The organism is Bdellovibrio bacteriovorus str. Tiberius (assembly GCF_000317895.1).
Taxonomy (GTDB): domain Bacteria; phylum Bdellovibrionota; class Bdellovibrionia; order Bdellovibrionales; family Bdellovibrionaceae; genus Bdellovibrio; species Bdellovibrio bacteriovorus_F.
Genome location: NC_019567.1, coordinates 2961715 through 2986512, shown reverse-complemented (window position 1 = coordinate 2986512; position 24798 = coordinate 2961715). Strand labels below are relative to the sequence as shown.

Sequence of the window (24798 nt, the reverse complement as noted above, 5' to 3'; positions counted from 1 at the left end):
GAATAGTGACGAAGGACGGGAACAGAGTTACCATTTTCTAGTGGAGGCCCTATGAGCGCTCAAAGAATCTTGTTGGTTGAAAACATTCACACCGTTGCGAAGGAAAGGCTGGAGGAAGAAGGCTACAAAGTCGATCTGATCACACATGCTCCTTCCGAAGACGAACTGCTGAAACTTCTTCCGAACTATGATGTGCTGGGGATCCGTTCTAAAACGGAAGTCACCAAAAAAGTTCTGGATTCCAACAAGCATCTGGTCACCATTGGCTGCTTCTGTATTGGAACAAATCAAGTGGACCTTCTGACCGCGCGCGAGCGGGGTATTCCGGTGTTCAATGCTCCTCATTCCAACACTCGTTCCGTGGCGGAACTGGTCATCGCGGAAATGATTTCATTGTCCCGTCAACTGGGCGACCGAAACACCCAAGCTCATTTGGGCGAGTGGGTGAAGTCTGCCGTGGGTTCGAAAGAAGTCCGTGGCAAAACATTGGGGATCGTGGGTTATGGTCACATCGGAAGTCAGGTCAGCATTCTAGCTGAATCCATGGGCTTGAAGGTGCTGTTCTATGATGTACTGAAGAAACTTCCACTGGGGAATGCCATGGTACAGAACTCGCTGGAAGATCTTTTGCGCAGTTCAGACTTTGTGACCTTGCACGTGCCTGAAACGCCGGAAACGAAAGACATGATCGGTGCGCGAGAACTGTCGATGATGAAAAAAGGCAGCTTCCTGATCAATGCCAGCCGCGGCACCGTGGTGGTGATTGAAGATCTGGTAAAGTCCCTTCAGGAAAAACATCTGGGCGGTTGTGCGATCGACGTGTTCCCGGAAGAGCCGGCTTCCAACAAAGAAAAATTCAAATCCCCATTGCAGGGAATTCCCAACGTGATTCTGACCCCGCACATCGCGGGCAGCACCGAGGAAGCCCAGTATGCCATCGGTCTTGAGGTGGCGGAAAGCTTCCGTCGTTATTTGAAAATTGGTTCTTCGCCGGGGGCAGTGAATTTCCCGAATGTGGATCTGCCAGTGAAGCAGGGGACATCGCGTATTTTGAACGTCCACCGCAACGAGCCGGGGGTCTTGGGTGAAATCAACGGTTTGATCTCCAAAGCCGGGGCCAATATCGAAGGTCAATATCTGTCGACGGATGAAAAGATCGGTTATCTGGTGATGGATCTGCATTCCAGTCAGGCGCACACGCTGGCGGCGGATATCGAGAAGTTGTCCCGTTCCATCCGCACACGTGTGGTTTACTAGATTTAGTTGTTCTGAGTGGCCAAAGCTTTGATTTGGTCGTTCGCAAGTTCCTGATTCCAGATCAGGATTTCTTTCGTAATGCCGCGAATCGGATTGCTGGCACCAGCTGTCCCGCCGGCAAAGACATGCAGGGGAGTTCCTCCAGCCGGAGCAGCATAGGCCGTCATATTCCCGGTGGCTCTTGTTGCAGCGGCGGATGCTCCCACCGTTGCCGTAATCACATCTCGTTTCATCGTTGAAGTGTTGACCACAAGGGCAAGCCCCCGTTCGCTGGCGCTGCTTGCTGCTCCTGTCGTGGTTTCCCAGGTGTTGCCATCAAGGGCCGTGAGGCCCAGCCAAGTGCCGGTGGTGCCGGTGTTCTTGCTCAGATGGAATCCGGATCGGGAACCAGCTTCATGTGTTCCGTACGAGAAAAGCTCTTTAAGCACACTGTCGGCCGTATAGAAGAAATTCATATAAATCGTGTTCGCGGTGGACGCCGGGAAATTTGGCACCGTCAGCGCATGGGCTGCTGTGGAGGTGGTGATATTTAAAATCCCCGCCGTCGTAATGCTGACGTTGGGCTGATAGGCCGCCGTTGTTTGGACAGCATCAATGCCGTTGCCACTTTGATCATACCATCTTACCAGGGTCGGCGTGCCGCCGCTTCTGAAAGTGTCGAAAGCGGTTTTATTCACCAGGCCGTTGCTGTCAAAATAAATGTCTGCTTCAGCATTGTCGGCTGTGCGACGAACACGAATGGCCGGGCCGCCGTAAGACCCGTATTTTTTCCAGGAATAGATTCTTTGCGCCGCTGGCAGACGGTACACACTCAAGTTCGTCGTGGAGCTGGCCTGACCGTCAGAAACAACAATGGAAACCGTGGCAAATCCGGAAGAGCCTGCCGCCGGAGTGACAGAAATATTGCAGTTTAATCCGCTGCCGCCAATGACGATATTTCCCTGCGGAACAATCGTGGGATCGGAAGTCGTCGCAGTCACAGAGCTAGCGCAATCCACGTTGTCTTCGGGATCAGGATCAGCAATGGTGAAATTACGCGTGGTGATGCTGTTCAGGGCGGCAATCGTTGTGGTCAATTGCCCTGTCCAGGTCAGTGTCGGTGGATTGCTGACCGGAGTTCCCGTGCGATTCGTCGATGTGGTGGTTCCGTAGGCGTTCACAGCTTCAACCCGGAAATTGTACAAAGTTCCGTTGGTCAGACTTTCAATCACATAAGGGGAGGTGGCAGATGCCGAGGCCACGGTGGTCGGCGGATTTGTGGTGCCGTATTTCACGGTGAAAGAATTTGCGCCGCTTCCGCCGGTCCAGGTCAAAGTTGCTTTCTTGTTCCCCATGGTCGGTGCGCCAAAAGTGGCGGCGACAGGAACGGCAAGGCTGCAGGCAATGTTGCCAGTGGCAGGACCGGTGCCGACAGAATTGATGGCTTCGATCGTGTAGTTGTATGTCCCGCCGGAAAGCCCTTCTTCAGAGCATGTTCTGGTGGCGATATTTTCGCAAATCACTACATTCACACTTGGATTCACAATACGGCGAACGGTGTAAGTGATGGGTGGAGCCCCGCTGGCGGGCGGCATCCAGTTCAGCGTGCACTTGCCGATCTCTGGCACGGTCACAGTCGGCGTCAAGGGAACCGTTGGAGGAATGTTCGGGGTGGCGCTAAGCGTGTTGGTGGAAATTTTCGAACCCACCGCATTTGTTGCCGTCACCGAGAAATAGTACGGAACCATGTTGGTCAGACCGGTGACGATGTACGGGGATGTCGCCGTGGTTGAGGCCACTGTGTTTATAGTGCCGACACTGGTTCCATAACGAACGGTGTAGGCAGTCGCAAGACTGCTGGCTTCCCAAGTCAGGGTTGTACGGCCATCACCCGGCGTCGCGGTCAGCATTTGGAATGCTCCCGGCAGTCCGACCGGGCAGGACACCTCACTTGATTTGGCTCCAGTGCCAGAAGCATTTGTGGCTTCCACGGTATATTGATAGTTGCCTGCGGCGATGGTTTCTTCACAAGCCAGAAGGGGAGTGTTGGTGCAAACAGCCACATCGGTGCCCGGACCTGTCACACGACGGACCGTGTACACGAAGGGCGCTGTGCCAGTGGCGGGAGCTTCCCAGGTCAGCGTGCACTTCGTGGAAGCGGCGGTCGCCGTCAGGTTCAGCGGTGCTGTCGGCGGAGGACTTGGTGTGGCAGACAGGGTGTTTGTCGAAGTGGCATTGCCAACCGAGTTCTTGGCGATGACAGAGAAATAGTAAGTCGTGCCGTTATCAAGTGTGGATACTGTTTTCGCCGTGGTCAGTGAATTTCCGGCCGAGGTTGTCATGCTGCCTGCGCTGGTGCCATACATCACCGTGTAAGAGGAAGCTTCGGGGCTGGCTTCCCAGGTCAGAGCCACCTGGTTGTTTCCAGGCAAGACGGTGAGCAGGGCAAATTCGCCCGGAGCGCCCATGTACGGATAGCTTTTCTCAGAGGAAGAATCCACTGTACCAATTTCATTGCTGGCAGTGACGCGGAAGTAATAAGTCGTTCCCGGCACAAGGCCGCTTTCAATCACAACCGGGGACTTGCTGGCTTTGATTGAATTGGTATAAGTGCCGGCAGTCGTTCCGTATTTTAATTCGTAAGAAGAAGCACCTTTGGAAGTGCTCCAGGAAACCAGCAGCTGGTGATCAAATCGCTGAATGGTCGCAAGGTTGAATGCGCCCGGTGCTTCGGTGGAAGGTTGATCCAACGGATCTTCTTCGCCCAAGGGTTTGGTACACGAAACGCACAATAAAAATAGAAGAAGTATTAGCTTACGCACAGCCCTTTCAGTCTATCAGTGCAGACTGGAAAGAGCCATGGGTGCAGGTCCTAGGGTGGGTCTAGATAACTTTGCCCGGATTGATGATGTTGTCCGGGTCGAAGACTTTCTTAATTCCGCGCATAAGCTGGATTTCAGCTTCAGAGCGAGTGTAATTCAGGAAGGTCTTTTTGGTCAGGCCCACGCCGTGTTCGGCAGAAATGGATCCTTTGTACTTTTTAACTGCATCAAAGACCATCACGTCGACCTTGCGGCATTCTTTGACGAATTCTTCCTTGGTCATGCCCTCTGGGCGCAGGATATTGATGTGCAGATTCCCGTCGCCAATGTGACCGAACCAGACCACTTCCCAGTTCGGATAAGCCTTGGACAGGACCTGGTCCAGGTCTTCCATGAATGGCGGAACTTTGGAAATCGCCACGGCGATGTCGTTTTTGTATGGGGAATATTTCGCCAAAGATTCAGAGATGTCCTCGCGGTATCTCCAGAAGGTCTTGGCTTGAACTTCGGATTGCGAAATCACGCCATCCAGAACCCAGCCTTCTTCAAGGCACTTTTCAAACACGCCCAAAGCGTGTTCCTGGTCCTGTTCGTTGCGGGTTTCAACTTCCGCCAGAACATAGAACGGGCACTCGGTCGCCAGCGGAGCCGACAAACCTGTGCTGTCCAAAACTTTGCTCAAAGCTTTGTCTGAGAACATCTCAAACGCCACCAGCGGAGTTTTGGTTTTGAATTCCGCAAAGATTTTCATCACGGCATCAAGCCCGGTCACACCCATCACCAGAACATTCATTGGCGGGGGATTGGCAGCAAGCTTGATGGTGGCTTCAGTGATAAAGCCCAAAGTTCCTTCAGAACCGATGAACAGATGGCGCAGATCATAGCCCGTGGCATTTTTCACAAGGCCGTTGTTCAGCTCCAGAACTTCACCGGTACCAGTCACCACAGTCAGACCCACAACCCAGTCACGAGTCAGGCCGTAACGAACGACTTTGATGCCTCCGGCATTGGTCGCGATGTTGCCACCCATTTGGGAAGAACCGCGTGCCGCAAAATCCACCGGATAGAAAAGCTGTTTGGAATGCGCGAACTGTTGCAAAGCCTCAGTCACAACACCCGGTTCAATCACCACGGTTTGATCCACGGAATTGAACTCTTTGATTTTGTTCATTTGATCAAAAGACACGACCACTTCGCCTTGGGTGGCGACCGCGGCGCCGGAAAGACCGGTGCGGCCCCCGGAAGGAATCAGAGCAATTTTGTTTTGACGGGCCCATTGAACCAGCGCAACCACGTCAGCGGTGGAGTGAGGAAAAACAATGGCGCTGGCTTTGATATCGAAATAGGTTGTCCAGTCCCGGCCCCAGTATTTCAGACTCTCTTCGTCGGTTTTGATTTGGTCTTTCTTCAAGATGCTTTCAAGGTCGCGGAGAGCTGTGGTGGACATGGGCTACAATCCTATTCTTCGTTGATCGGGCGGTGATAATCTTTCAGAGTTCTGATTCTAAAGAAAGCATAGACGGGACACAAGCCCCAAGCGGCCGTGATCAGACCATAGACCCCAATGTACGCCCAGAAAGGACCGCCTGCCACAGCGTAAGCGGTCAAACCCACGCCGAACAGAAATCTTAGAATGCGGTCCCACAGGGCGACATTGCATCTCATGTTACTTCAGAAGTTCCTGAAGTTCACCGGACTGGTACATTTCCATCATGATGTCGCTGCCGCCAACCAACTGGTGGTTGATGTAAAGCTGTGGAATTGTCGGCCAGTTGCCGTAGTCTTTGATGCCCTGACGGATTTCGTCGTCATCAAGTACGTTCACATCGTGGAACTGAACGCCCATATCCTGAAGGATTGCGCATGCACGTGCAGAGAAACCGCACATTGGGAACTGTTGGGTCCCTTTCATGAACAATACGATTTTGTTACCTTTAACAATCTGATCAATTCTTTCGTGTGTCGTTGCCATTTTAACGGTCCTTTTTATGATTTAATCTTAGTCTTGATTGACAGGGCATGAACCTCGCCGGTCTTCAATTCTGGACCAAAGCAAGCCATCACGTTCTGGTGCTGCTGAATGCGGGACATGCCGGCAAATACAGTGCTTTCCACGAATACTTCCCAGTGATCCTGAGTTCCGGTCAGATCGAAAACTTCGATCGTGGATTGAGGATAATGCTTCTCTAAACGTTCTTTCATTTGTTCTGCTGTCATAGAAGGGGAAACTAGCAGAGGGGCCTCCCTCTGTCCAGCCTTCGCCAAGGCAGAGGACTCGTCACGCCAAAGCTTTAGCGACGGCGGATTGAATGACGCGCGCCGCCAGTGTACTATGGGCCCATGTTTGGACCGTCCTACCGCCTGATTAAGATATTCTCTCTGGTATTGCTGACTGTGCTCTTCTATTTCTTCGCAAGAGCCGAGTTCCTTATTTGGAATTGGAGTTTATTCAAAAACAAACCCGCCCAGGACATTTTGTGGTCCTTTATTGTGGGTCTGCGCTTTGATGTGGCGGCCATCCTCAGTCTGACGGCGCCTTTGTTGCTACTGGCTTTTGTGCCGTGGCCGAAGGCCTGGAACGGACTTTGGGCGACAGTGACGTGGGTGGTTTTCAGTATTTTGCAGGTGCCCTTCCTGATTCTGAACCTGGGCGACACCGAGTTCATCAACTTCGTCGGCCGCCGCTTCACTTTTGACAGCCTGTTTGTGGTAAATGAAATCCCCGGCAAAGTCTGGAACTTCGTCAGCAGTTACTGGCTGCTGTTCTTGGTGAACACCCTGATTGTGCTGTTGTTCGTGCTGCTGGTGCGCAAGGTGACACTGGCAGGTTTTGAGAAGCTGCAATGGAGCGGCAAAGATGGAAAAGAAAAAGCCAGGCTGTGGCTGGCTCATGGTTTCCTTTGTTTTGTGGCGCTGGCGATTTCGGTGATCGGTATCCGCGGGGGGCTTCAGGCCAAACCCGTCAGTTTTGTGAACGCCAACGTTTTCACTGCGCCCTTGCTGAATAATCTGGTGCTGAATTCCACTTTCACGTTTATCAAAAGTTACGGTGCCAAAGGGCTTAGCAAAGATAAATACTTTGAAGACCAGCACGAAATGCTGTCCCTGCTGAATGGATCTTTGCGTGGCTCCCTGATGGAAGGCCGCCGCCCGAAGGCCCCGCAGAATGTGGTGATCATTATTCTTGAAAGCTTCGGTGAAGAATACATCGGTCCGGTGAACGGCAAGTCCTACACTCCGTTTTTGGATTCTTTAAAAGCCAAGTCGCTTAGCTTTGAAAATGCCTATGCCAATGGCCGCCGTTCCATCGAAGGGGTGGGGGCGATCATGGGTGGGATTCCGGCGCTGATGAACGAACCGTTTATTTCCTCGCACTTTACCTCGAACTATTTCCTGGGCTTGGGCACGCTTCTGACTCCGGCGAAATATTCCACGAGCTTCTTCCATGGCGGGCACAACGGGACCATGTACTTTGATTCCTTCATGCAAAGTGCCGGGGTTGAAAAGTACTTCGGTGCGCGTGAATACGGTAACGGTGCGGATGATGACGGTGTCTGGGGCATCTGGGATGAACCATTCCTGCAATGGATGTTGACCCAGGTGGATCAGTTGCCACAGCCGTTTATGACTTCAGTGTTCACGCTCAGCTCGCATCAGCCATACAAGATTCCGGCTCAGTATCAGGACCGTTTCAAAGAAGGCCCGATCGAGATTTTGAAAACGGTGGAATACACCGACTTTGCTCTGGAAAAGTTCTTTGCCGAAGCCGGGAAAAAACCGTGGTTCAAAAATACGCTGTTCATTGTGACGGCTGATCACGCGTCCATGCACTATCGTCCCGAATTTGAAAACGAGCAGGGCAGCTATCGCATTCCTCTGTTCATGTATCATCCGGGTTACAAGTTCCCGGAAGTGGATACAAAGATGGTCGTGCAGCAGATCGACGTGTTGCCGACGGTTTTGGATTTCCTGGGGATATCAGACAAGGATCAGAACTATCTGGGAAGTTCTATTTTCATTCCGGGTGACAAGACCGCGGTGAACTTCATCGATGGTCGCTATCTGCTGTTTGCAAAGGACTATTTTGTGCGTTGGACTCCGGGGCATGGAGATCCGCAGATGTTTGCCATGGCCGACCGTGCGACCGAGCACGAGATCCCGGCCGATCAACCCGGCACCTCGCCGCGCCGACAGGTTCTGGAAAAAAAGCTTAAAGCCACCATCCAGTATTTCAATGAAGGCATGTGGGATAATAAGCTTTATTATCCATCAAAATAACGAAACATAAGAAAGGACCTCATGCAGAGGTCCTTTTGTTTTAGTGGGATACGTTGGACAGGATTTCGTGGGAAAGACTTTGATCGCGGGCCTTGCTGGCGATGTCACCCAGGCTGAGCATTCCCACCAGTCGTTTGCTTTCGTTGATCACCGGCATGCGACGGATTTTCTGGGACGCCATCATTTCGCCCACTTCCAGCAGGTTGTCGTCTTCAAAGCAATATTCAATGCCCTTGCTCATGCATTCGCTGACTTTTGTGACGTTGGGATCCAGGCCCTTGGCAACCACTCGCAGGGTGATGTCGCGGTCGGTGATCATGCCAATCATCCGGTCGTTTTCCTCGATGGGCAGACAACCGTAATCACCTTTCGCCATCATCTCGGCGGCTTCGCGCACGGTCCGTTCACGGTTGATATACTCTGCACGTTCATGCATGACGTCTTTCACTTTCATGGAAAACTCCTTGTTGGTTTGTCTAATGATATTTCTTTTGCTGAAACCGCAGAGGTGTATTTTGTCATTCGTGTGCTCAGGAAAAAGTTGACTGACACAGATGGAATGCTTTTAAATCTTTCGTCATGTCAGACGATAAATCTTCCAATTTTGAAATTCGTTGTGGTGTTGTGATTGCTGTTTTTGCGGCGGTCATGGCGGTGAGTGATCTGGTTGCGGGCAAGTACGGGGATGATGAGATCATCGGAACCAATGAAAAAGCCGCAGCTTACATGTGGTACCAATCCAAAAGCGTGAAGGAAACGCTGGTCGAAGGGGAAAAATCCCTGCTGGAAAGCCTGAAGCACGCCGGGGCCCTGAAGCCAGGGACCGAAAAAGCCATCGACAGTCATCTGGTCACTTTGCAGAAACGCATTGTGCGCTATAAAAAAGAAAAGAATGAAATCCTTCGCGGGTCGCAGACCGTCGGCCAGGACAACTGGGTTCAGGACATCAATGGCGAGATGGGTAAAATCATCGGCGCACAAGAGATGGAATCCCATCTGGCAACTTTGTCGGTTGCCGGGGATCGTTTTGATATGTCCAGTTTGTTCTTCCAGCTGTGTCTGGTGCTGGGGGCGATGAGCTTGATTCTGAAAAAAGAAAGCCTGCAAAATGTGTTTTTTGCAGGCATGTGTGTTTTGGGAATGGTCGGCGCGGGAGTTTCCCTGTGGGCCTACCTTGGTGTTGCTTAACCCGTGCGACGGAAATAGATATCGCGTTGCAAGTCTGTGAGGGAAGCCACAATCTTACCCTCGCTGGCATTGGCCATGTGATTGAACTCAACGCCCAGAACCAGCGTTTCATCATTCTTCACGCGGATATTTTTAATAAGGCCCTGAACCACGATCGGGTCACGGTCGCCCAGGAAAATTTCGGCTTCCACCAGGTCTTCCAGATGAAGATTGGCTTCGGTCTGTGGGATTTCAACGGCACAGCCTTCCGTGGATAAATCCAGCAGACGGCAGGTGTGTGAACACACGGACTGATTCAAATACGTCACCACGAACTCGGCGGAATAATCCGCCGGGATCACATAGCGATAGTTTTTTCTTTTTTGCAGATGGAACAGGTTCAGAACCGTCAGGGTGATGTTGGTTTCGTTGATCACCGGGTGGGTTTCAAACAGGTACTTTTCACCTTTGATGGAAAAGCTGGCGGTGAACCTTGCAGAATCCTCGGTGTTCATGGCCGTGGATTCTGGCGGGTGGCATTTGATCTGCAGTTTGTCGTTCACGCCCATGGTGCGCAGGGTGATGCTGCGATCGAACTTGTCTCTAAGGACGATCGTTTCACCGCTGTTCACCAGACGTTGCAACAGGGTCTGTTTTTCGGCTTCATTGTGAATGGCTTTAAAAACGATCAGGGATTCACTCATGTTAAGCCGCCGCAGTCATCTTATGGCCACATTCGTGGCAGAATTTGGCGCCGGCCTGAACATCGGCACTACAAGCCGGGCAGGCAGGACCACTGGATTTTTTCTTTGGTTTTTCTTCTTTTTCGTCCATGTCGACGAAGCCTTTTTCATTCCATTTTTCAATCTCGCGCAGCATCTTCCAGCTTTGCAGGATTGAACGGAATTCTTTGACTTCAAACTGCAGGACAACGCCTGTGCCGGCATTTTTACGCTTCATAAAGACGCCTTTGCCTTCCAAGCGGGCAAAGTGGTCATTGTTCAGATTGATGCCGATTTCCTCTTTGCAGAATTCGCTGAACTTCGCAAAATCAGCACCCACGATGCCGAAACGGTCGGGCTGTTCATTTTCTGAAAGTTTCAGAATCGCACCCAGCATCTGCACGCACAGCTCATCGACTTTCAAAAGGTCGGATCGGCCGCCTTTGAAATAGTAGTATTGATAGAATTCGAAGAAGCTTTCCACCAGGCCCAGATCCAGGAAGTGAACCTTCTGAATTTCTTCCGGTCCATCCGGGTTTGTCGGGTCTTTGCCCATTTCGTACAAAGCCAGTTTTAGTTTCACCAGAATGTTGATGGCTTGTTCGATACGTTTCGGGGAATCTCCCATCACGCGCTGGCAGTATTGCTTCATCATGTTCCAGTCCACAATCACGCGACCGGCCTGGGATCTGTCACCCTTGTGATTGGCTGTGTGGAAGATCGCGCCGTACACCTTCGCCACCTGATCTTCAGGGCAAGGGGACGAGTCTTTTTCCAGCTTGCTGGAACGAACATCATTCATAGCCAGGCGCAGACGGTCTGCCAGGGATTTGATGATCACCTTCAGCATTTGTGGCGCGCCTTCGTATTGCTGTTTCAGAGTTTCAACCGGAATTTCCAGCACCTTGGTTTCAGTGGTTGCAACAGCCGACGTGGGGTGAGTGGCTTGCCCCAGAATCACCTGATCACCAAGAATATGAGAAGAACCCAGTTGGAAAAGGTCGATGGTTTTCTTGCCGCGGATCAGACATTGATTCGCACCACCGGATTGGATCAGATAAACGGCCGTAATTTTATCGCCGTCTTTATAGATCACTTCGCCTTTTTTAAAGGTTTTTACAGACATAGCATCCCACTCCTTAAAGAAATCACATGGTTATATCGGCTGGAAAGGGCCTAAAATTGAGTTCAGTCAGGGGCTTGCGAGGTCCAGTTTCATACGTTATAACCGGGGCAATGGATTACTTCTTTTCGGCGGCTCCTCCGGAGCATCAAAAACGTGAAAAAGCCAAGGCTCGCGAGCTGCGCCAAAGCCAATGGTGGAAGCAGGAGCTGGGCAAAGGTCTGTGTTATCACTGCGGTGAACGTTTCAAACCGGCCGATCTCACAATGGATCACCTGATCCCGATCGCCCGCGGGGGCAAATCCAACAAGAACAATTGCGTTCCGTCCTGTAAGGACTGCAACAGCAAAAAGGGTTATAAAACCCGGGCGGAAATGGCTTTGGAGGAGTTAAAAAGTTCCTCAGCGCCGACACCAGAATCCGACGACGACAGTCAGGAATAAAAAAACGCCCTTTAGTGGGCGTTTTCTTTTTCAATGCGTGTCAGATAATCATCGATGTGCTTTTTGAATTCTGCTGAATTTTCATTCAGGGTTTTAATCAGAGCTGCCGAATGCGGCGACTTTTTAAGGGCGGCACCATAGCGTTCAATGACGATGGGCTTGGCATTCAGCTGCAGTCTTGCCCGGTATGGTTTCAGACTTGGATCAGTTGCCATTAGATAGCGAAAGACATAAAAGTCAGTAAAGACAAAGTCCACCCGTTTGGTTGCGAGCTTCAGGATGTTGTTATTCTGGCTGGTGGTGGTTTCGATCTTCAGCTGGCCTTGATCGGCCAGTTCTTTGACTCCGGGGCGCAACTCCACACCTTGAACATTCCCTGCGACGTATTTGCTCAGATCGCGCATGTGGTTCCAGACGATGGGCTTTTCTTTGCGTTCGGCAATGACCCAGGGGCTTTCAAACACAAAATCTGAAAATTCAAATACGTCTGAATTTTCGACTGTGCGAAAAGGGGCGTAGCCATCCACCTCTTTGTCTTTGAGGGCATTCATTTTGGCCCGCACCCAGGACGGGGCGAAGGTGACTTTCAGATCAAAACCGGATTTTTTAAAGACCTGGCGAAGGGCATAGAAAACCGCCCCCTGATCGGGCAGAGATTCTGACATATAGGGAGGTGCCTCGTGAGTGATCAGAGTGATGGTTTTTTTACTGGTCGCATGGGCCATGTTTGCGGCTAACGCCAGAATCAAAAGCGCCAGCTTTGCTATAGCTGTCATGGGAACTCCTCCGGGAGTATTCTATATTATGGAAGACGGCTAGTGGCCACCGTGAGGATGTAGGAATCTTCTTTGGTGTTGGAAAACAGAGGGCTGAACCACAGAATTTGCGTAATGATTTCATTTCGCTCCAGCGAAGTGGTTGCTCGGATGGTGTGTTCTGGAGCAGTCCCTTTTATCGTGCGCAGGGGGCTGTTGGAATAATAAAGCCCTATTTCCGCCTCAAGTTTTTCCTGATCTTCAGGGGTGCGCTGGTACAGGTGATACCACTTGCGGCAGTACAGATCCTCAAGTGAATAGCTGCATACTTCGAAAAACTTCAGACTGCGGAAAATCTGGGTCTGTGATTGAGTGTAAATCTCAATCAAATGATGGGGTTCTATCAAATCCAGAATTGCCGGATCTGCGGTCACCCCAATACGCGCGATCGCTTTTTCCGTGAACAGCCGGGTGTCTTTCAAACTGCTGCCCTGGGATTTTACATCGGTGCACACTTGAAAGAAGGTCAGGATGTCTTTCAGGACGCGTTCTTGTTCTTCGATGGAAAGTAGATTGAAGTACGGAAGCGTGGCGTGCCCATAGGGACGAACCAGAAGTCCTTCTTCTTCGATAATGGCACTGATGTTTTCACTCAGTATTTTAAAACGTGCATGGCGACTGAGCCCGGATGACGACTGCATAGATCTTAGTTTATGCACAAGCCATCGTTCTTGCCAAGTTACATACAGAAGTGCCCAAAATCTGTGAATAAATTTTTTTAACAGTGATGAAGCAGGTCACTTGGACCCATTTATCTGAAAGTCCTTCTGAAACTTCGCAATCCACGAATTGGGGAAGAAGCTTGAATAGGTCAGCGGCTTCTTACAGATGTCAGTGGCGGAAACCAAAGGTTGCCACTGGGTTTCACCTTGATAGCGGACCGGTACCGTCAGGTCCGCCTGAAGAACTGCTGGATCTTTGGTCACCCATTGGCAGATATGTTCAGACAACCGCATATAAACCAACGGATCACAAGCCGTGCGGGTCATCAGCCAGGGTGGCGTCAGTGGTACGGTTTCTTTGCTTTGATCTTTTTTCCATAAGGTCACATGGGGTTCACACTGCACACGGCCATCATACATGATCAAGGCATACATACGGCCTTCGCCCGTTAAAGCGGCATCTCCCGGCAGATAATACTGCGGCAGTTGCAAAGACAGGAAAATCACGGTCAGGACTGCCGCGCTTCGTGTGGCGAAGACTTTTTTGAACGTGTCGGAAATAGTCCATTCAGACACCAGCGGCCGGGTGACCAGTGGGATTCCCAAAAGCAGCAGCATCACCGAAGGATAGAAGAACCGGGTCAAATGCCAGGAATACAGATGAAACAATACAAGCTGCGCAAAAACGAAATAGAACCAGCGGTCCTTTTTCGCAAAAAGCAGAAAGATCAAGCCCAGCTCCAGCACCAGGACATACCAGACACCCAGATCGGTGAATACCGACGGGAACAGTCGTTCGTTGATGGAAGAGCCACCCAGCCATTGCGGATTTAGTTTTAGTAACCCGGCAGTGAAATAGAGAACGAAGAAAGTCATCGGCAGTGAGCGCGCACGATCCGGGATCAGCAAAAATGCCAGCGTCAACAGAGTGGGGATATAATGATAGTTCCCGGTCAGGCGATAGTCCTGCAGAATGAAAGCGGACTTAATGAACAAAAGAACCCATAGCAGCGTGATGGCCCCTTGAGATTTTTTCTTAAGGCCCCAGAGCGCCGCTGAAGCCAAGGCCAGCACGGCATAGGTGGCCAGAAGTATCTGCAATATTTCAGGACTGGGTTTGAAGGTTTCACATTGTGAAAACAGAGGCCAGCACACGGACGGTGTGGACGGGGAAAGAATCAGCAGCAACGGTCTTTCCGTCAGCCAGAAAAAAACTGTCAGCAGATGTTCCAGACTTAAGATAACACCCACCATCCACAGGGCAGGCTGTTTGAGCAATTCAGACTTTAAGGTTTTCATCTTTGCTCTCGCATTCCCAAAGACCGCGCGGTTTCCGATGAAAACGGCAGGCGAGTGCCAGAGTCGAACAAGGCTCCATCCAACTGGCTTCCATAAAGCAGAGCCTGGGAAAGATTGGTGCCTTTCAGGTTGGCGCCACGCAAGTCTGCAAAGCTCAGGTTGGATTTTGAAAGATTTTTGGCTGAAAGATCCTGGTCGCGTAACACCACAAAGGGCGCAAAAAGATTTTCCTGCAAGACGATTTCAGCCGCCGGGAATTGGGGTACGGCTCCGGGGGCCAGCACCGGCAAAGCGGGATTGAAAGTTTGTTCCACAGACGGAAAATTCAATGTGCGAATTTTGGGAGCTGGAAACAGCTCGTGGCCATGGGGAAGAAAGTATCCCCCCAGAATGACCACGCAAATGATGAGATAATAAGAAGTCAGTGCTTTCACCGTTTAGAAACCGTCGCCGTCACCGTCGCACCCGTTGGGAACCAGTACCGTGCCAATTGAAACGTTGCCACCGTTCAGACATTGAGTCACAGCTGCGGAACCACAGTTGACGGCCAGGGTGATTCGGCCGTGGGGAGTTCCTCCGCAGGCGGCACCAGCCGCCGCTGCCACGTTGCTGACAGCCGTGATGCGTCCCTGAGAATCCACATAGAATGTCGGAATGACAGTAGAGCTTCCGTACCATCCGGCACCGACCCCAGTATTGGTCAGGCCAAGTGAAACGGCTCCGGAAGAACCACCGCCGGTCAACCCTGTGCCGGCACCCACACTGGTGATGGTACCACCAGAGTTATTGTCTGTTTGTGGTGTCCACTGAGAACCATTCCATTTCAAAACCTGGCCTGCGCCCGGCCCGACGTTCGCAATAGAGCGTCCTTGCAGGGCGGTGACCACGGTGGAACTTTGGCCGCCAGTGACGTCACCGCTTAAGGCTCCGTTGAAGCCAGCCGCATTGCCGGGAATGTTGCCGGTGACTTTACTGCCAGAAACAGAATTGATTTTCGCGTCAGTCACGTTGCCATCGGCAATCTTTGCTGTCGTGATGGCGTTGTTCGCCAGATCTGCAGTGACAATGGTGCCATCATCAATCTTGGCACTGGTGACGGCCGAGTCAGCCACATCAGAAGTCACAATCGTACCGTCAGCGATCTTGGAACTGGTGATAGCAGAATCGGCCATATCCGCCGTGACAATACTGCCATCCAGAATCTTAGCGGAGGTGATGGCGGAATCGACAATTTTGGAAGTGCTGATGGCACCGTTGGCAATTTTATTGAACGTGATGGCGCCATCGGCAATTTTGGAGTTGGTCACCGACATGTTCATCAATTTATCGGAAGTAATGGCTTCATCCAGAATTTTATCCGTCGTGACGGCATTGCTGCTGATTTGCGCTGCGGTCACAGAATTGGATGCCAGATCCGCGGTGCCGATGGATCCGTCAGCAATGTTGGAAGAGCCGACAGTGGTGTTGCCGGTGACAATGGGCTGCCACTGCCCGCCGACGGAAACTTGCACGGTCTGTGTGTTTTCGTCATAGCGCATAAGACCATCGCGTGCCGGAGGCGCAGCCGTACCATCAGAAGAAGGAATACCGATAGAGCCCACCGAAGGCGGGGAGGCCGCCGGATTCAGAAGCGAAAGCAGGCCATCAAAGTTGGCCGGCAGGAACAAGGTGTCGGCCTTTTCCTGAGTCACATTTAACGAAGCTTGAATAAAATCAGCGGCTTTTTTTCCGCCCAAAGCCACGGCATTTTCAGATTCCAGGGCATATGGAACTGAACGCATCTGGAAATCCGGAGACAACGTGATGGTGTCGGCACCTACGGTGAAAGTGACCCGAACTTTACGGGCGTCACCAGGCTGCGGAACATAGGCGGTGTAGCCCGCGGCACATGCAGTCAGTCCATTGATAGCAGAGGAATTTTTCAGGACCTGATGAATGGGCAGCAGCGGACCGGTGTTCACGACGGTGGCACCATTTTCACCGCTTCCCAAAGTGAAGTTGATGATCCCTTTGCTGTTGGTCATATTGACTGTGCGGTTTTCTTCAAACAGCACGCAGGACTCGGACCCTGGGGAAAGAACTTTGATATTGAAGGCCACATGAGAGTCTTCCAACGGAAGCCCGTTGGGTTGAATGATACGACCCTGGACGGTAAGTCCCTGGGGCACTTCAGTCAGTGAGACGTTGGCAAAGGCAGTAGATGTCGCGCATAACAGCGCGATTGTGACGGCTCTTTTAAGAGTTGAGAATTCCATACCTTATGTCCTTCCAAAACGTTCAATACAAGGTCGAATAGTCGCTCAATACCTTATTTATCGGGTTATTTTCCCAACTACATTAATCAGGTGATAAAGCATTACCAATTTATACAGATCTTGTTTCAGCGCGAGACACTATTGGCGCGAGGACTTTGCGATGTTGTTTTTACAGGAAGGAGACAATTCGGACAGGCGTTTTTTCAAACAAACAAAATAGCTGGCTTCGTTAGGGCAGAATCTTTTGATGTCATCGCCGCACTCCTGATGGAATCGGTCGCGCACCGCTGCCAGTTGATTGAAGCAGGCCCGTGACAGCTGTTCTTTTTTACTGCGCAGGCAAGCCAGCGGATGTTCGGCTAAAAAGCGATTTTTCGTACAATGCTCTTTGTATTCGTCATGACAGGCTGGAGTGTCTTTCATCAGGCTGCTGATGATACCGTCTGGAGATAAGGGTTTCTGCTCGACAGGTCCGCGCTGGAATTCTTTGGGAATGGCTGCAGCCTCGAAACTCATTCCGGTATCTGAATTAGTCAGGGCAGGGTTCGGCGGCAGCTGTGCTGGCGCTGCGGGATTTGATGGAAGCTGTTGTGCCGGCACATTTTGTTGTGGAAGCTGAACGATTTGCGGTGTGGGTTCTGTTTTGGTTTGAGTCATACGCAGGGTGATAATCACCGATAGAACGGAGATTCCAACTGTCCCAAGAATGATGAGTATGACGTTCCGAATATTCATAGATCTTTGATATTTCGGATGTTTCGAAAGTTTTCTTGAATTGGGGCTGGATTCTAAACCTGATGTAATCTACAGAAAGTCCGCAATCCTGCCGATATAATAGACAGATAATCGGGGGCATTGGAATGTTTCGGAACCTTGCGATAAATCTTTTACCACTGCTTTTACTGCTGACCGGCTGTTCAATCGAAGCCAGTCTGCAGGATTTGGCAGGTTTGCGCGGCCCAAAACTGCCGCCGGGAATTGATATCACCAACAAACAACCTATTGCCGGTGTCGTCACTGATCCCTCGATCAGTGATTTTGCAAAGTCAGAAATTTTGGTCGGTCCTACCGGTAAAGCCGATGGAGTCACCGAACTTCAATTTGCGATTCAGCTGATGAATTCAGATAATACCGTGGTTGCGGGCTATGTTCCCCAGTTCACCGTGATTAAAGGGCTGGGCACGGTCCCGGTGGTTTGTACCCCGAGCGATGATTTTGGTTTTTCGGTTTGCAGTATTCGATCTTCGGAGCCTGGAATCAAAACTTTGCAGGTGACCAATCTTGGCGGCTTCAACGCTGAAAAAGACCTGTTATTTGATGCCGTCGTGAAAGAGGCCACTCGTATCGTCAGTTCTGGTGGCGAGGTGACTGTGGCGACACATCCCAGCGGCTGGCAGATGACGGGGACAGTGGGTTCCCAATTTGGCAGTGTGGTGGTTGAGAAGAACGGTTACAAACTTCGTCTGGGCGCCGGTGGTGCCGCTATTGAGTAAATATCAGCAGTCCATCCGGACCGGTTGTCGCCAGAAAAAGATGATTTTTAAAATAAACCGGCGAACCGGAAAAGTCCCCGGTTAATGTCAGGGACTGAAGTTCCCGGGCGTCTTTTAAATCATAAATACAGACTTTTCTGTTTTCACATAACATCACTACAGACTGCTGATGAGCATATGAAATGATCAAGGGACTTGCCTGTGCCCGTGATGTGCGGCCGGCAATGGCTTTTTCCCAAAGAATTTTTCCACCGGATGTTTCCAGCACAAAATTTTTCATAAAACCTGTGATGGCCAGCACAGTTCCGTCAGCATTGATTGAAGGGCAGCTCATGCTGCCGCCTTTGTCCAGTTCGGTTTTCCAAATCAAAGCTCCGGTATCAGCTTTGATGGCATAAATAAAACCATCCCAGGAACTGAAGTAAGCACGATCACCGTGAATCAATGCCGCACACTTGATGTCGCTGCCGGTGGCAAAGCCCCATCTTGCCTTTCCGTTCTTCAGTTCGTAGGCCTGCATCGCTCCGGTGTTGGAACCCATCAGAATCAGGCCGTGTGGAAGGTTTAGCGCTGGCGACGAATGGGGGTGGTTACCGATCAAGGGTGATGTCCACAGCCACTTTCCGTCGCGGGCGGAAATCGCCAGCAGATAGCCATCGGGTTTTGCCAGTTCAATTCCGACGTACAGGATGCCGTCCTTCATGAAGGGCGATGAACCAATAGTGACGCCGGTCTTGGTGATCCAGCGGATGGCACCGGTGTCTTTGTTCAGGCTGAATAGGTATCCGGCATAGTCACCCACATACACACTGTCTTCGTCCGTCAGTGGGGTGGAGTGAATTCCGCGGGAACTCACGCCTGAATAAAACTGCCAGCGCAGCGATCCAGTCCAGTCATAGGCTCTTAAAAAACCGGTGTCATCAGCGACGTAAAAGCCCTGGTCATCCACGGCCGGCGAGCTTTTGCTGGCCCGGTGGATGCCGTTGTTTAACTGCGGCACCTGCCACTTTAGTTGAAAGGCTTTGAAGTGATCCCCTGATGAAATCGCCAGACCAGAACGATTGGCATTTCCGCGATAGGTGGACTGCGGGGAACGGACTTCCCGCGAACTCAATTCGTAAGTCAGGGTGGCCCCGTGAACTGGTGAATGAAGTTGCTGAAAACCCAGGTCCTTTTCCAGCAAAGGCAGGGTGTTGAATTCGGCCCGAATCAGCAGCCCCAGTATGACAATACAGTAGATCCCAAATAAGGCGGATTTCATAGCACCTCCGCCCAGATCAGTTCCACACGGGATTTTTTGCACACATCGCGCACGATCAGACGGGTTTGCATCTGGAATTCGGTGGTGCGACGGGACTGCATCCAGAAATCAAAATTTTCACCGGAGTTTTGGCACAAAGATTCAATCTGGGAAAGAAACACCAGCGGGTCACACTGCGTCCGGGTGGACGGGGCTTTCACAAAGGGATTATACACTTCCTCGGCTCTGTCCTGATGGCGAATCAACAGAGTGTCGCATTCCATGCGGGCATCCAGCATGTTTAAGGACATCAACCTTGGTGCTCCCGAAGCGGCACTGTCTTTTACCAGAAGCAAGGGGAGTATCTGCAGCAGAGCCAGGGCCACAGTCAGGATCACGGCGGACTTTTTGTTTTGCAGGCTTTCATCCCAAAACGCCTGCCATGATTCCTGGTACAGGGGAACCAGTATGAAAATCCCCAGCAGTAACAGCATGGTCAGGGGATAGAAGTAGCCCACGATATGCCAGGAAAAAGCATGGAATAACACAAACTGCGCCAATGTCAGATAGCGAATCCAAGGGCGCTGGCTGAAAAGCCCCACGACCAGGATGCATTCCAGGATCACGGCATAGATCAAGCTTGCGTGCTGCAAAGGGGCCGGCAGAAAACTGGGATGAATCAAAGACACACCGGAAAGCCATTCGGGATCCAGCTTCAGAATCCCGGCGCCCCAGTAAAAGATTCCGATAAAGAACGGAATCACTGTGGTTTTGTGTGGCAGGAACAGGAACGCCACCTGCACAAAGAAGCTCATGTAGTGATAGTTCCCCATCAGTCCATAAGACAGGCTGGTAAAATAAAGCTTCATTCCCAATAATGCCAGCAGTAAGCCATACGCGGGTTTGATCTTTTTTGTCAGAAATAGAACGGCCGTAAACAAACCCAGTCCCGCATAAATCTGCAGATAGGTCGATGCTGTTCCGGAGTTTAAAAAACGCAGGCTTTCACAATAGGGCAAAAACGGCCAGCATAGTGACGAGGATCTGTCGGCACTTTGGACCACCAGATCCAGCGATCGGTCCATCCAGAAGTACGCCGACAGCACATGAGTCAAAGCCAGCAATGCACCATACATTTGCAGAGCCCGGGACTTCAGCAGCTCTTTCATGGCTGCTCCAGAATCGGCAGGTTCCATTTTTTCAGCATTGCAGGATGAACTGTCTTTGCCGTCGCAGCATCCACTGAGCAGCTTTCAAACCTGACACCAACAAAGTCAGCGCGGCTGAGGTCGGAATTTATAAACCGTGTGTTACTGAAGGTGCCACCCAGAAAGCGGGCGCCATCCAGACGGACCTTTCTGAATGTCGAATTCGTGAACCGGCAAAGATCGCACTTCAGTCCGCTGAGGTTTGAATCCACAAACTCAACGTCAGTGAACTCAGAACGGTTGCTCTGGGTGCCCATAATGCGGGTGTTTTCAAATCGTGTGTTGGTCAATGCGATCTGCATCCACGTGTTTTGCGCCAAAGAGCTGTCTTTGAAAGTGGCATTGATCACCTGTGCGTAGGCCAGGGCTCTTTCGTTAAATTCGAGATTAACCATTTTTTGACCGCTCCAGGGAGAAGCGCTGAGCGAAGTGGCTTGGGCACCACTGGTCCAGAGTAAGGCAATGAAAAGATATTCCGAATAAAACCGATTTCTCATTGTGAGATAAATGATGGCACCTTTTTAATATCAAAACAATCCAGTTTTACCAGAATAATCCGATAATATATAAGATGAGTACTGTACGTCTTGGATTGACCATCATCATGCTTCTGTCGCTTTCGGCGTGTATGAACGCCGATCTGGCTATTCTTACAAGTAAGCTTACTCAAACTCAAAGCTTGAATGCCGCCTATAAGTCCACATCTTTGGTGCCGGTGCGCTGGTCGACAGCGGATGCGGATATTCCACCTGATTATTTGAAGCTGGAAGCATCCGCCGACGGAGGCAACACCTGGCTGGTGATTCAGGAGCGCATGTCCAACTCGGGTGCCTATGATTGGGATATTTCCCATTTGGCTGATGGCAGCACACACCACTTGCGGCTGATAGCTGTGGTGCGAGATGCCCGTGAAACTTTGCAATTGGGTTCGTTCCTGATTGATGATCAGCCTCCGGTGGCCGGGGCGGATCAGATGGAGTTGGTGACTGAAGACACCGCAGGTCCGTTTGTTTTAAACTCACCCAGTGACAATGATCAGTACAAAATTCAGATTGTCACAGCCCCGACGCGCGGTTCGTTGTCCGGCTGTGGTGGCAGCAGTGTTTTAAACTGCACCTACATTCCTTCTTTAAATAACGACATTGATGACACATTCACTTACAAGGTTGTGGATCGCGCCGGAAATGAATCAGCAACGGTCACAGTGACTTTGGATTTGCAGGCGGTGAATGATGTGCCGGTAATTACGACTTTGGCCTGTGCCGGCAGTATCGGTGAAAACTATGCCTATGCCTGCGGTATTAATGCGACAGATGTGGATCTGCCATCACCATTGACCCTAACTTATCATCTGGACGGTGCAACCACCTGCGGACCTTGGCTGGGAATTGATGCCAATACCGGCGCGGTGACGGGCACACCTTCAGCCGCGGAAGTGGGAACCACCTGTCATGTGGCGGTGTATGCTGAAGATGACGTCGCAGGACAATCTGCGATCTTTGCCTGGGAGCTCGAAATAACCAATTCGGCACCGATCATCAATGTTACCGGCGGACCTTACAGTATTTCTGAAGATGCGGCTTTGGCCGAAGTGATTTCCGGCGCCAATGTTTCTTCCATCGAAGAGGCGGGCAGCACTTATGCATTGGTGACGCCGACCGTGGCCGGGGATCGTTGTGAAGATCACGCGATGGCGCCAGTCGTGACAAACTATAGCATTGACCCGGTGACCGGGGCGTTTTCGTTCCAGCCGGCGGCAGACTATCAAGGTGTCTGTCAGATTCGTATCGCTTTGACGGATGCGTTTCCTTCGACAGGTTATGCGGATGTGGCCATTACGGTGAATAACGTTCAGGATGCTCCTGCGATTGCCGCAGGTTTGACTCCATGTTCAGCCAATGTCGATGAAGATGATGAATACAACTGCATCGTGGCAGTAACCGACCCGGATCCTGAAACAGTGACGGTGTCCCGGGATGTTTCAGATACGTGCACCTGGTTGACGGCAACACCTTCCGGCAATGGTCGCGTGGTGACGATCAACGGGACACCAGATGATGATGACGTGGGAACCTGCCGTTTGGCCATTCATGCTGAAGATCCTCAAAGTGCCAGTGATGTTCAGTTTATCGATATCACAATTGCAAACACAGAACCGACGCTGACGATCGGAACACCGGCTGTACTGACTGAGGATGATCCCTTGTTCTCGGCTTTGGTGGATGTGCTCACTGCGGCGGGTGTAAGTTCTTTGGATGAGGGCTTGGGCACTTATTCCCTGGACTATACGGGTTTGACCGGCACTGCTTGTAATGACACTTCCGTGGTCGTGACACCTGCGACCGACTTTGTGATCAGTGCTGCTACCGGCGCTGTCAGTATCAAGCCGCGGGCCGAATACTTCGGAACTTGTTACGCCAAGATTCAGTTTGATGACGGCAATGCAGCGGGGAACTCGGTGGTCGAGCAGGAAATTGCCATCATCGTGCAGCCGGTGAATGATGCGCCAGTGATCACGTCGATTCCCACGACACATGAAATCCTGCTGACGCCGGGGTCGGCAACGCCTTCAAGCATCTCGTTGACGGTGGATGTGGGGCCCGCCAATGAAAACACTCAGAATCTGGAATTGATCTGCACCAACTCCAACACTTCGCGCCTGACTGTGGATTGCACGCAGACACGCGTGGGGGATGGTAATCTGACGGTGAACCTGTCAGCCAGTGCGGGCGTTGATGCTTCGGCCACAGTGACTGTGAAGGTGCGTGATAACGGAGGTGGTAGCAATGAATCAGCTGTGGCAAGTATTGCCGTTTCAATGACCGATGCCGTGGTGCTGGCTCCGATTGCTGCCGACACTTTGAACTATAATATTTATGATCAGGCTGTGGCTCAGTACAGTGCAGCCGTGGCCGCGTCGACTCGTACATTTGTGGTGCGCGTGAATCCGACAGTGAAAGTGTCCAGCAATGATCCCGCTTTGCCAGCAATGCGCACGGGATCCTTGGCGGCCACTGCGCGGGTTCGTTTGATCAACGATGGATTGATCATTGGTGCTGCGGGTGCGGGCGGGCTTGCTCCGGCAGCAACTGCAGGGGCGTTGCGCATGGGGCAGCACGGAGGAACAGCATTCAAAGTCGAGGCCCAGTACGCCAACGTCACGATCTTGAACAACGGAATGATCTATGGTGGTGGCGGCGGCGGCGGTCGCGGAGGCACGGACAACAGTGATGTCGGTGCAGGCGGTGCCGGAGGCGAGGGGGAAGGACCCGCAACTGCCGCGGTGAGCGGGACAGTCGGAGCTTCCAGTGGTGGTACCGGCGGATCTCCTGCCACAGGAGTTGCTGGTGGCGCATCTCCAGCTGGTGATTACACTCCTTCCAACGGAGTGGCGCGCACTCAAGGGGCTGCCGGTCAGGGTGGAAGCACTTGTTTGATTGGTTCTGCATTGGGAAACAATCCCGGCGAAGCGTTCTTTGGGCGCGGAGGATTCGGCGCGGGCTTTGGCGGTGGTGCCGGAGCTTGTGATATCACCTTTGGTGGCGGAGGCGCTGGCGGTCACTTCGGCGGTGGTGGTGGATCCGGTGGTCTTGCGGATATGAACGATGCTGGAAATCTCAACACCGATACCAATGGCTACAACGGTGGTAATGGGGGAGCCGCGATCGAAGTTCCCAGTGCCGTCAGTGTGCCTGCTGATATTGCGATTTCAATTGTTCCAGGTGGCGGCAGTCAGATTGCCGGTTGCGTGTGGAATGATATTTCAGGAACCTATCTTTCAAATGTGGCGAGCGACACAGATATCAACAACCGTGTGTTGACCTACTCTTCCACAGCCAGCCAGAACGTTAACAGTCCATCCGGGTTGAAAATCTGGTCAAATGGGCGCGGAAAAGCCTATCGATAGCTATGAAAAAGGGGGGTTTTTAGACCCTTCCAGACCCCCTTTTTAAAGCCTATCAGTTCCTCGCATTTAAATTTACGCCAAGCATCACTAAGCCTTAAGTCTTGCTTTGACCCCCTGCGTTCGGCTTA

At 51.6% G+C, this 24798-nt stretch carries 23 protein-coding genes; 6 read left to right on the top strand and 17 right to left on the bottom strand.

Translation table 11 applies throughout. The features are described 5' to 3' along the window. Window positions 1-51: 51 nt before the first annotated feature. The gene (gene serA, locus BDT_RS14185; RefSeq protein ID WP_015091937.1) at window positions 52-1257 is read left to right on the top strand and encodes a phosphoglycerate dehydrogenase; all 1206 of its coding nucleotides are present in this window, start codon (window positions 52-54) and stop codon (window positions 1255-1257) included. A gap of 2 nt (window positions 1258-1259) precedes the next feature. Here serA and BDT_RS14180 read toward each other — a convergent pair whose 3' ends face one another. The 5 genes from BDT_RS14180 to BDT_RS14160 form a co-directional block, all read right to left on the bottom strand. Next, a complete protein-coding gene (locus BDT_RS14180) occupies window positions 1260-3986 on the bottom strand; it encodes a fibronectin type III domain-containing protein (RefSeq protein WP_235046140.1) in 2727 nt (908 codons plus the stop codon). A 133-nt stretch (window positions 3987-4119) separates the two neighbouring features. Beyond that, the gene (locus BDT_RS14175; protein WP_015091935.1) at window positions 4120-5505 is read right to left on the bottom strand and encodes an FAD-binding oxidoreductase; all 1386 of its coding nucleotides are present in this window, start codon (window positions 5503-5505) and stop codon (window positions 4120-4122) included. 11 nt (window positions 5506-5516) lie between these two features. Beyond that, the gene (locus BDT_RS14170; protein ID WP_011165270.1) at window positions 5517-5723 is read right to left on the bottom strand and encodes a YgaP family membrane protein; all 207 of its coding nucleotides are present in this window, start codon (window positions 5721-5723) and stop codon (window positions 5517-5519) included. Between the two features lies 1 nt (window position 5724). Next, window positions 5725-6030 carry a Grx4 family monothiol glutaredoxin gene (grxD, locus tag BDT_RS14165; RefSeq protein WP_015091934.1) on the bottom strand — a complete coding sequence of 102 codons (306 nt, stop codon included), beginning with the start codon at window positions 6028-6030 and terminating at the stop codon, window positions 5725-5727. 14 nt (window positions 6031-6044) lie between these two features. Further along, a complete protein-coding gene (locus BDT_RS14160) occupies window positions 6045-6260 on the bottom strand; it encodes a BolA/IbaG family iron-sulfur metabolism protein (protein WP_235046139.1) in 216 nt (71 codons plus the stop codon). Window positions 6261-6398: 138 nt separating this feature from the next. Between BDT_RS14160 and BDT_RS14155 the strand changes: the two genes are divergently transcribed. Further along, a complete protein-coding gene (locus tag BDT_RS14155; RefSeq protein WP_015091932.1) occupies window positions 6399-8336 on the top strand; it encodes an LTA synthase family protein in 1938 nt (645 codons plus the stop codon). Between the two features lie 40 nt (window positions 8337-8376). On the opposite strand, the gene BDT_RS14150 is transcribed toward BDT_RS14155, so the two are convergent. Then, window positions 8377-8790, bottom strand: a complete 414-nt coding sequence (locus tag BDT_RS14150) for a CBS domain-containing protein (RefSeq protein WP_015091931.1) — start codon at window positions 8788-8790, stop codon at window positions 8377-8379. A 125-nt stretch (window positions 8791-8915) separates the two neighbouring features. Between BDT_RS14150 and BDT_RS14145 the strand changes: the two genes are divergently transcribed. Further along, the gene (locus BDT_RS14145) at window positions 8916-9524 is read left to right on the top strand and encodes a DUF4337 domain-containing protein (RefSeq protein WP_015091930.1); all 609 of its coding nucleotides are present in this window, start codon (window positions 8916-8918) and stop codon (window positions 9522-9524) included. On the opposite strand, the gene BDT_RS14140 is transcribed toward BDT_RS14145, so the two are convergent. Both BDT_RS14140 and BDT_RS14135 read right to left on the bottom strand, forming a co-directional pair. Further along, the gene (locus BDT_RS14140) at window positions 9521-10207 is read right to left on the bottom strand and encodes a PilZ domain-containing protein (protein WP_015091929.1); all 687 of its coding nucleotides are present in this window, start codon (window positions 10205-10207) and stop codon (window positions 9521-9523) included. The genes BDT_RS14145 and BDT_RS14140 overlap by 4 nt on opposite strands. A gap of 1 nt (window position 10208) precedes the next feature. Beyond that, entirely contained in the window at window positions 10209-11351 is a 1143-nt protein-coding gene (locus tag BDT_RS14135) for a cyclic nucleotide-binding domain-containing protein (RefSeq protein WP_015091928.1), read from the bottom strand. 110 nt (window positions 11352-11461) lie between these two features. Between BDT_RS14135 and BDT_RS14130 the strand changes: the two genes are divergently transcribed. Next, window positions 11462-11791, top strand: a complete 330-nt coding sequence (locus BDT_RS14130) for an HNH endonuclease (RefSeq protein WP_015091927.1) — start codon at window positions 11462-11464, stop codon at window positions 11789-11791. Between the two features lie 11 nt (window positions 11792-11802). On the opposite strand, the gene BDT_RS14125 is transcribed toward BDT_RS14130, so the two are convergent. The 6 genes from BDT_RS14125 to BDT_RS14100 form a co-directional block, all read right to left on the bottom strand. Beyond that, the gene (locus BDT_RS14125) at window positions 11803-12567 is read right to left on the bottom strand and encodes a substrate-binding periplasmic protein (RefSeq protein ID WP_015091926.1); all 765 of its coding nucleotides are present in this window, start codon (window positions 12565-12567) and stop codon (window positions 11803-11805) included. A 26-nt stretch (window positions 12568-12593) separates the two neighbouring features. Then, entirely contained in the window at window positions 12594-13247 is a 654-nt protein-coding gene (locus BDT_RS14120; RefSeq protein WP_015091925.1) for a hypothetical protein, read from the bottom strand. A 96-nt stretch (window positions 13248-13343) separates the two neighbouring features. Then, window positions 13344-14567, bottom strand: a complete 1224-nt coding sequence (locus BDT_RS14115) for a hypothetical protein (protein WP_015091924.1) — start codon at window positions 14565-14567, stop codon at window positions 13344-13346. Next, window positions 14564-15001 (bottom strand): pentapeptide repeat-containing protein, encoded by a 438-nt coding sequence (locus BDT_RS14110; protein ID WP_015091923.1) that lies wholly within the window; start codon window positions 14999-15001, stop codon window positions 14564-14566. The genes BDT_RS14115 and BDT_RS14110 overlap by 4 nt, the downstream gene beginning before the upstream one ends. A 3-nt stretch (window positions 15002-15004) precedes the next feature. Beyond that, complete coding sequence (locus tag BDT_RS14105) at window positions 15005-16822, bottom strand: hypothetical protein (protein ID WP_080602418.1); 1818 nt, start codon at window positions 16820-16822, stop codon at window positions 15005-15007. 138 nt (window positions 16823-16960) lie between these two features. Continuing rightward, a complete protein-coding gene (locus tag BDT_RS14100; protein WP_051026316.1) occupies window positions 16961-17557 on the bottom strand; it encodes a hypothetical protein in 597 nt (198 codons plus the stop codon). A gap of 125 nt (window positions 17558-17682) precedes the next feature. On the opposite strand from BDT_RS14100, the gene BDT_RS14095 reads away from it, so the two are divergent. After that, a complete protein-coding gene (locus tag BDT_RS14095) occupies window positions 17683-18315 on the top strand; it encodes a hypothetical protein (protein ID WP_015091920.1) in 633 nt (210 codons plus the stop codon). Here BDT_RS14095 and BDT_RS14090 read toward each other — a convergent pair. Genes BDT_RS14090 through BDT_RS14080 form a run of 3 tightly spaced genes read right to left on the bottom strand, consistent with a single transcriptional unit; the run spans window position 18305 to window position 21158 of the window. Beyond that, complete coding sequence (locus BDT_RS14090; RefSeq protein WP_015091919.1) at window positions 18305-19576, bottom strand: outer membrane protein assembly factor BamB family protein; 1272 nt, start codon at window positions 19574-19576, stop codon at window positions 18305-18307. The two genes, BDT_RS14095 and BDT_RS14090, sit on opposite strands and share 11 nt — an antisense overlap. After that, window positions 19573-20724: a hypothetical protein gene (locus BDT_RS14085; protein WP_015091918.1), complete on the bottom strand. Its 1152-nt coding sequence runs from the start codon at window positions 20722-20724 to the stop codon at window positions 19573-19575. Before BDT_RS14085 ends, BDT_RS14090 begins: the two co-directional genes overlap by 4 nt. Next, window positions 20721-21158 carry a pentapeptide repeat-containing protein gene (locus tag BDT_RS14080; protein WP_015091917.1) on the bottom strand — a complete coding sequence of 146 codons (438 nt, stop codon included), beginning with the start codon at window positions 21156-21158 and terminating at the stop codon, window positions 20721-20723. The genes BDT_RS14085 and BDT_RS14080 overlap by 4 nt, the downstream gene beginning before the upstream one ends. A 176-nt stretch (window positions 21159-21334) precedes the next feature. On the opposite strand from BDT_RS14080, the gene BDT_RS14075 reads away from it, so the two are divergent. Then, window positions 21335-24670: an Ig-like domain-containing protein gene (locus tag BDT_RS14075; RefSeq protein WP_041577897.1), complete on the top strand. Its 3336-nt coding sequence runs from the start codon at window positions 21335-21337 to the stop codon at window positions 24668-24670. Window positions 24671-24798: the final 128 nt, after the last annotated feature.

Coding starts and splice junctions, on each gene's coding strand:
- BDT_RS14100 (WP_051026316.1), bottom strand. CDS start 17,557: ATGAATATTCGGAACGTCATACTCATCATTCTTGGGACAGTTGGAATC.
- BDT_RS14075 (WP_041577897.1), top strand. CDS start 21,335: ATGAGTACTGTACGTCTTGGATTGACCATCATCATGCTTCTGTCGCTT.
- serA (WP_015091937.1), top strand. CDS start 52: ATGAGCGCTCAAAGAATCTTGTTGGTTGAAAACATTCACACCGTTGCG.
- BDT_RS14125 (WP_015091926.1), bottom strand. CDS start 12,567: ATGACAGCTATAGCAAAGCTGGCGCTTTTGATTCTGGCGTTAGCCGCA.
- BDT_RS14080 (WP_015091917.1), bottom strand. CDS start 21,158: ATGGTTAATCTCGAATTTAACGAAAGAGCCCTGGCCTACGCACAGGTG.
- BDT_RS14135 (WP_015091928.1), bottom strand. CDS start 11,351: ATGTCTGTAAAAACCTTTAAAAAAGGCGAAGTGATCTATAAAGACGGC.
- BDT_RS14175 (WP_015091935.1), bottom strand. CDS start 5,505: ATGTCCACCACAGCTCTCCGCGACCTTGAAAGCATCTTGAAGAAAGAC.
- BDT_RS14140 (WP_015091929.1), bottom strand. CDS start 10,207: ATGAGTGAATCCCTGATCGTTTTTAAAGCCATTCACAATGAAGCCGAA.
- BDT_RS14150 (WP_015091931.1), bottom strand. CDS start 8,790: ATGAAAGTGAAAGACGTCATGCATGAACGTGCAGAGTATATCAACCGT.
- BDT_RS14090 (WP_015091919.1), bottom strand. CDS start 19,576: ATGAAATCCGCCTTATTTGGGATCTACTGTATTGTCATACTGGGGCTG.
- BDT_RS14170 (WP_011165270.1), bottom strand. CDS start 5,723: ATGAGATGCAATGTCGCCCTGTGGGACCGCATTCTAAGATTTCTGTTC.
- BDT_RS14160 (WP_235046139.1), bottom strand. CDS start 6,260: ATGAAAGAACGTTTAGAGAAGCATTATCCTCAATCCACGATCGAAGTT.
- BDT_RS14145 (WP_015091930.1), top strand. CDS start 8,916: ATGTCAGACGATAAATCTTCCAATTTTGAAATTCGTTGTGGTGTTGTG.
- BDT_RS14155 (WP_015091932.1), top strand. CDS start 6,399: ATGTTTGGACCGTCCTACCGCCTGATTAAGATATTCTCTCTGGTATTG.
- BDT_RS14115 (WP_015091924.1), bottom strand. CDS start 14,567: ATGAAAACCTTAAAGTCTGAATTGCTCAAACAGCCTGCCCTGTGGATG.
- BDT_RS14085 (WP_015091918.1), bottom strand. CDS start 20,724: ATGAAAGAGCTGCTGAAGTCCCGGGCTCTGCAAATGTATGGTGCATTG.
- BDT_RS14095 (WP_015091920.1), top strand. CDS start 17,683: ATGTTTCGGAACCTTGCGATAAATCTTTTACCACTGCTTTTACTGCTG.
- BDT_RS14105 (WP_080602418.1), bottom strand. CDS start 16,822: ATGGAATTCTCAACTCTTAAAAGAGCCGTCACAATCGCGCTGTTATGC.
- grxD (WP_015091934.1), bottom strand. CDS start 6,030: ATGGCAACGACACACGAAAGAATTGATCAGATTGTTAAAGGTAACAAA.
- BDT_RS14120 (WP_015091925.1), bottom strand. CDS start 13,247: ATGCAGTCGTCATCCGGGCTCAGTCGCCATGCACGTTTTAAAATACTG.
- BDT_RS14130 (WP_015091927.1), top strand. CDS start 11,462: ATGGATTACTTCTTTTCGGCGGCTCCTCCGGAGCATCAAAAACGTGAA.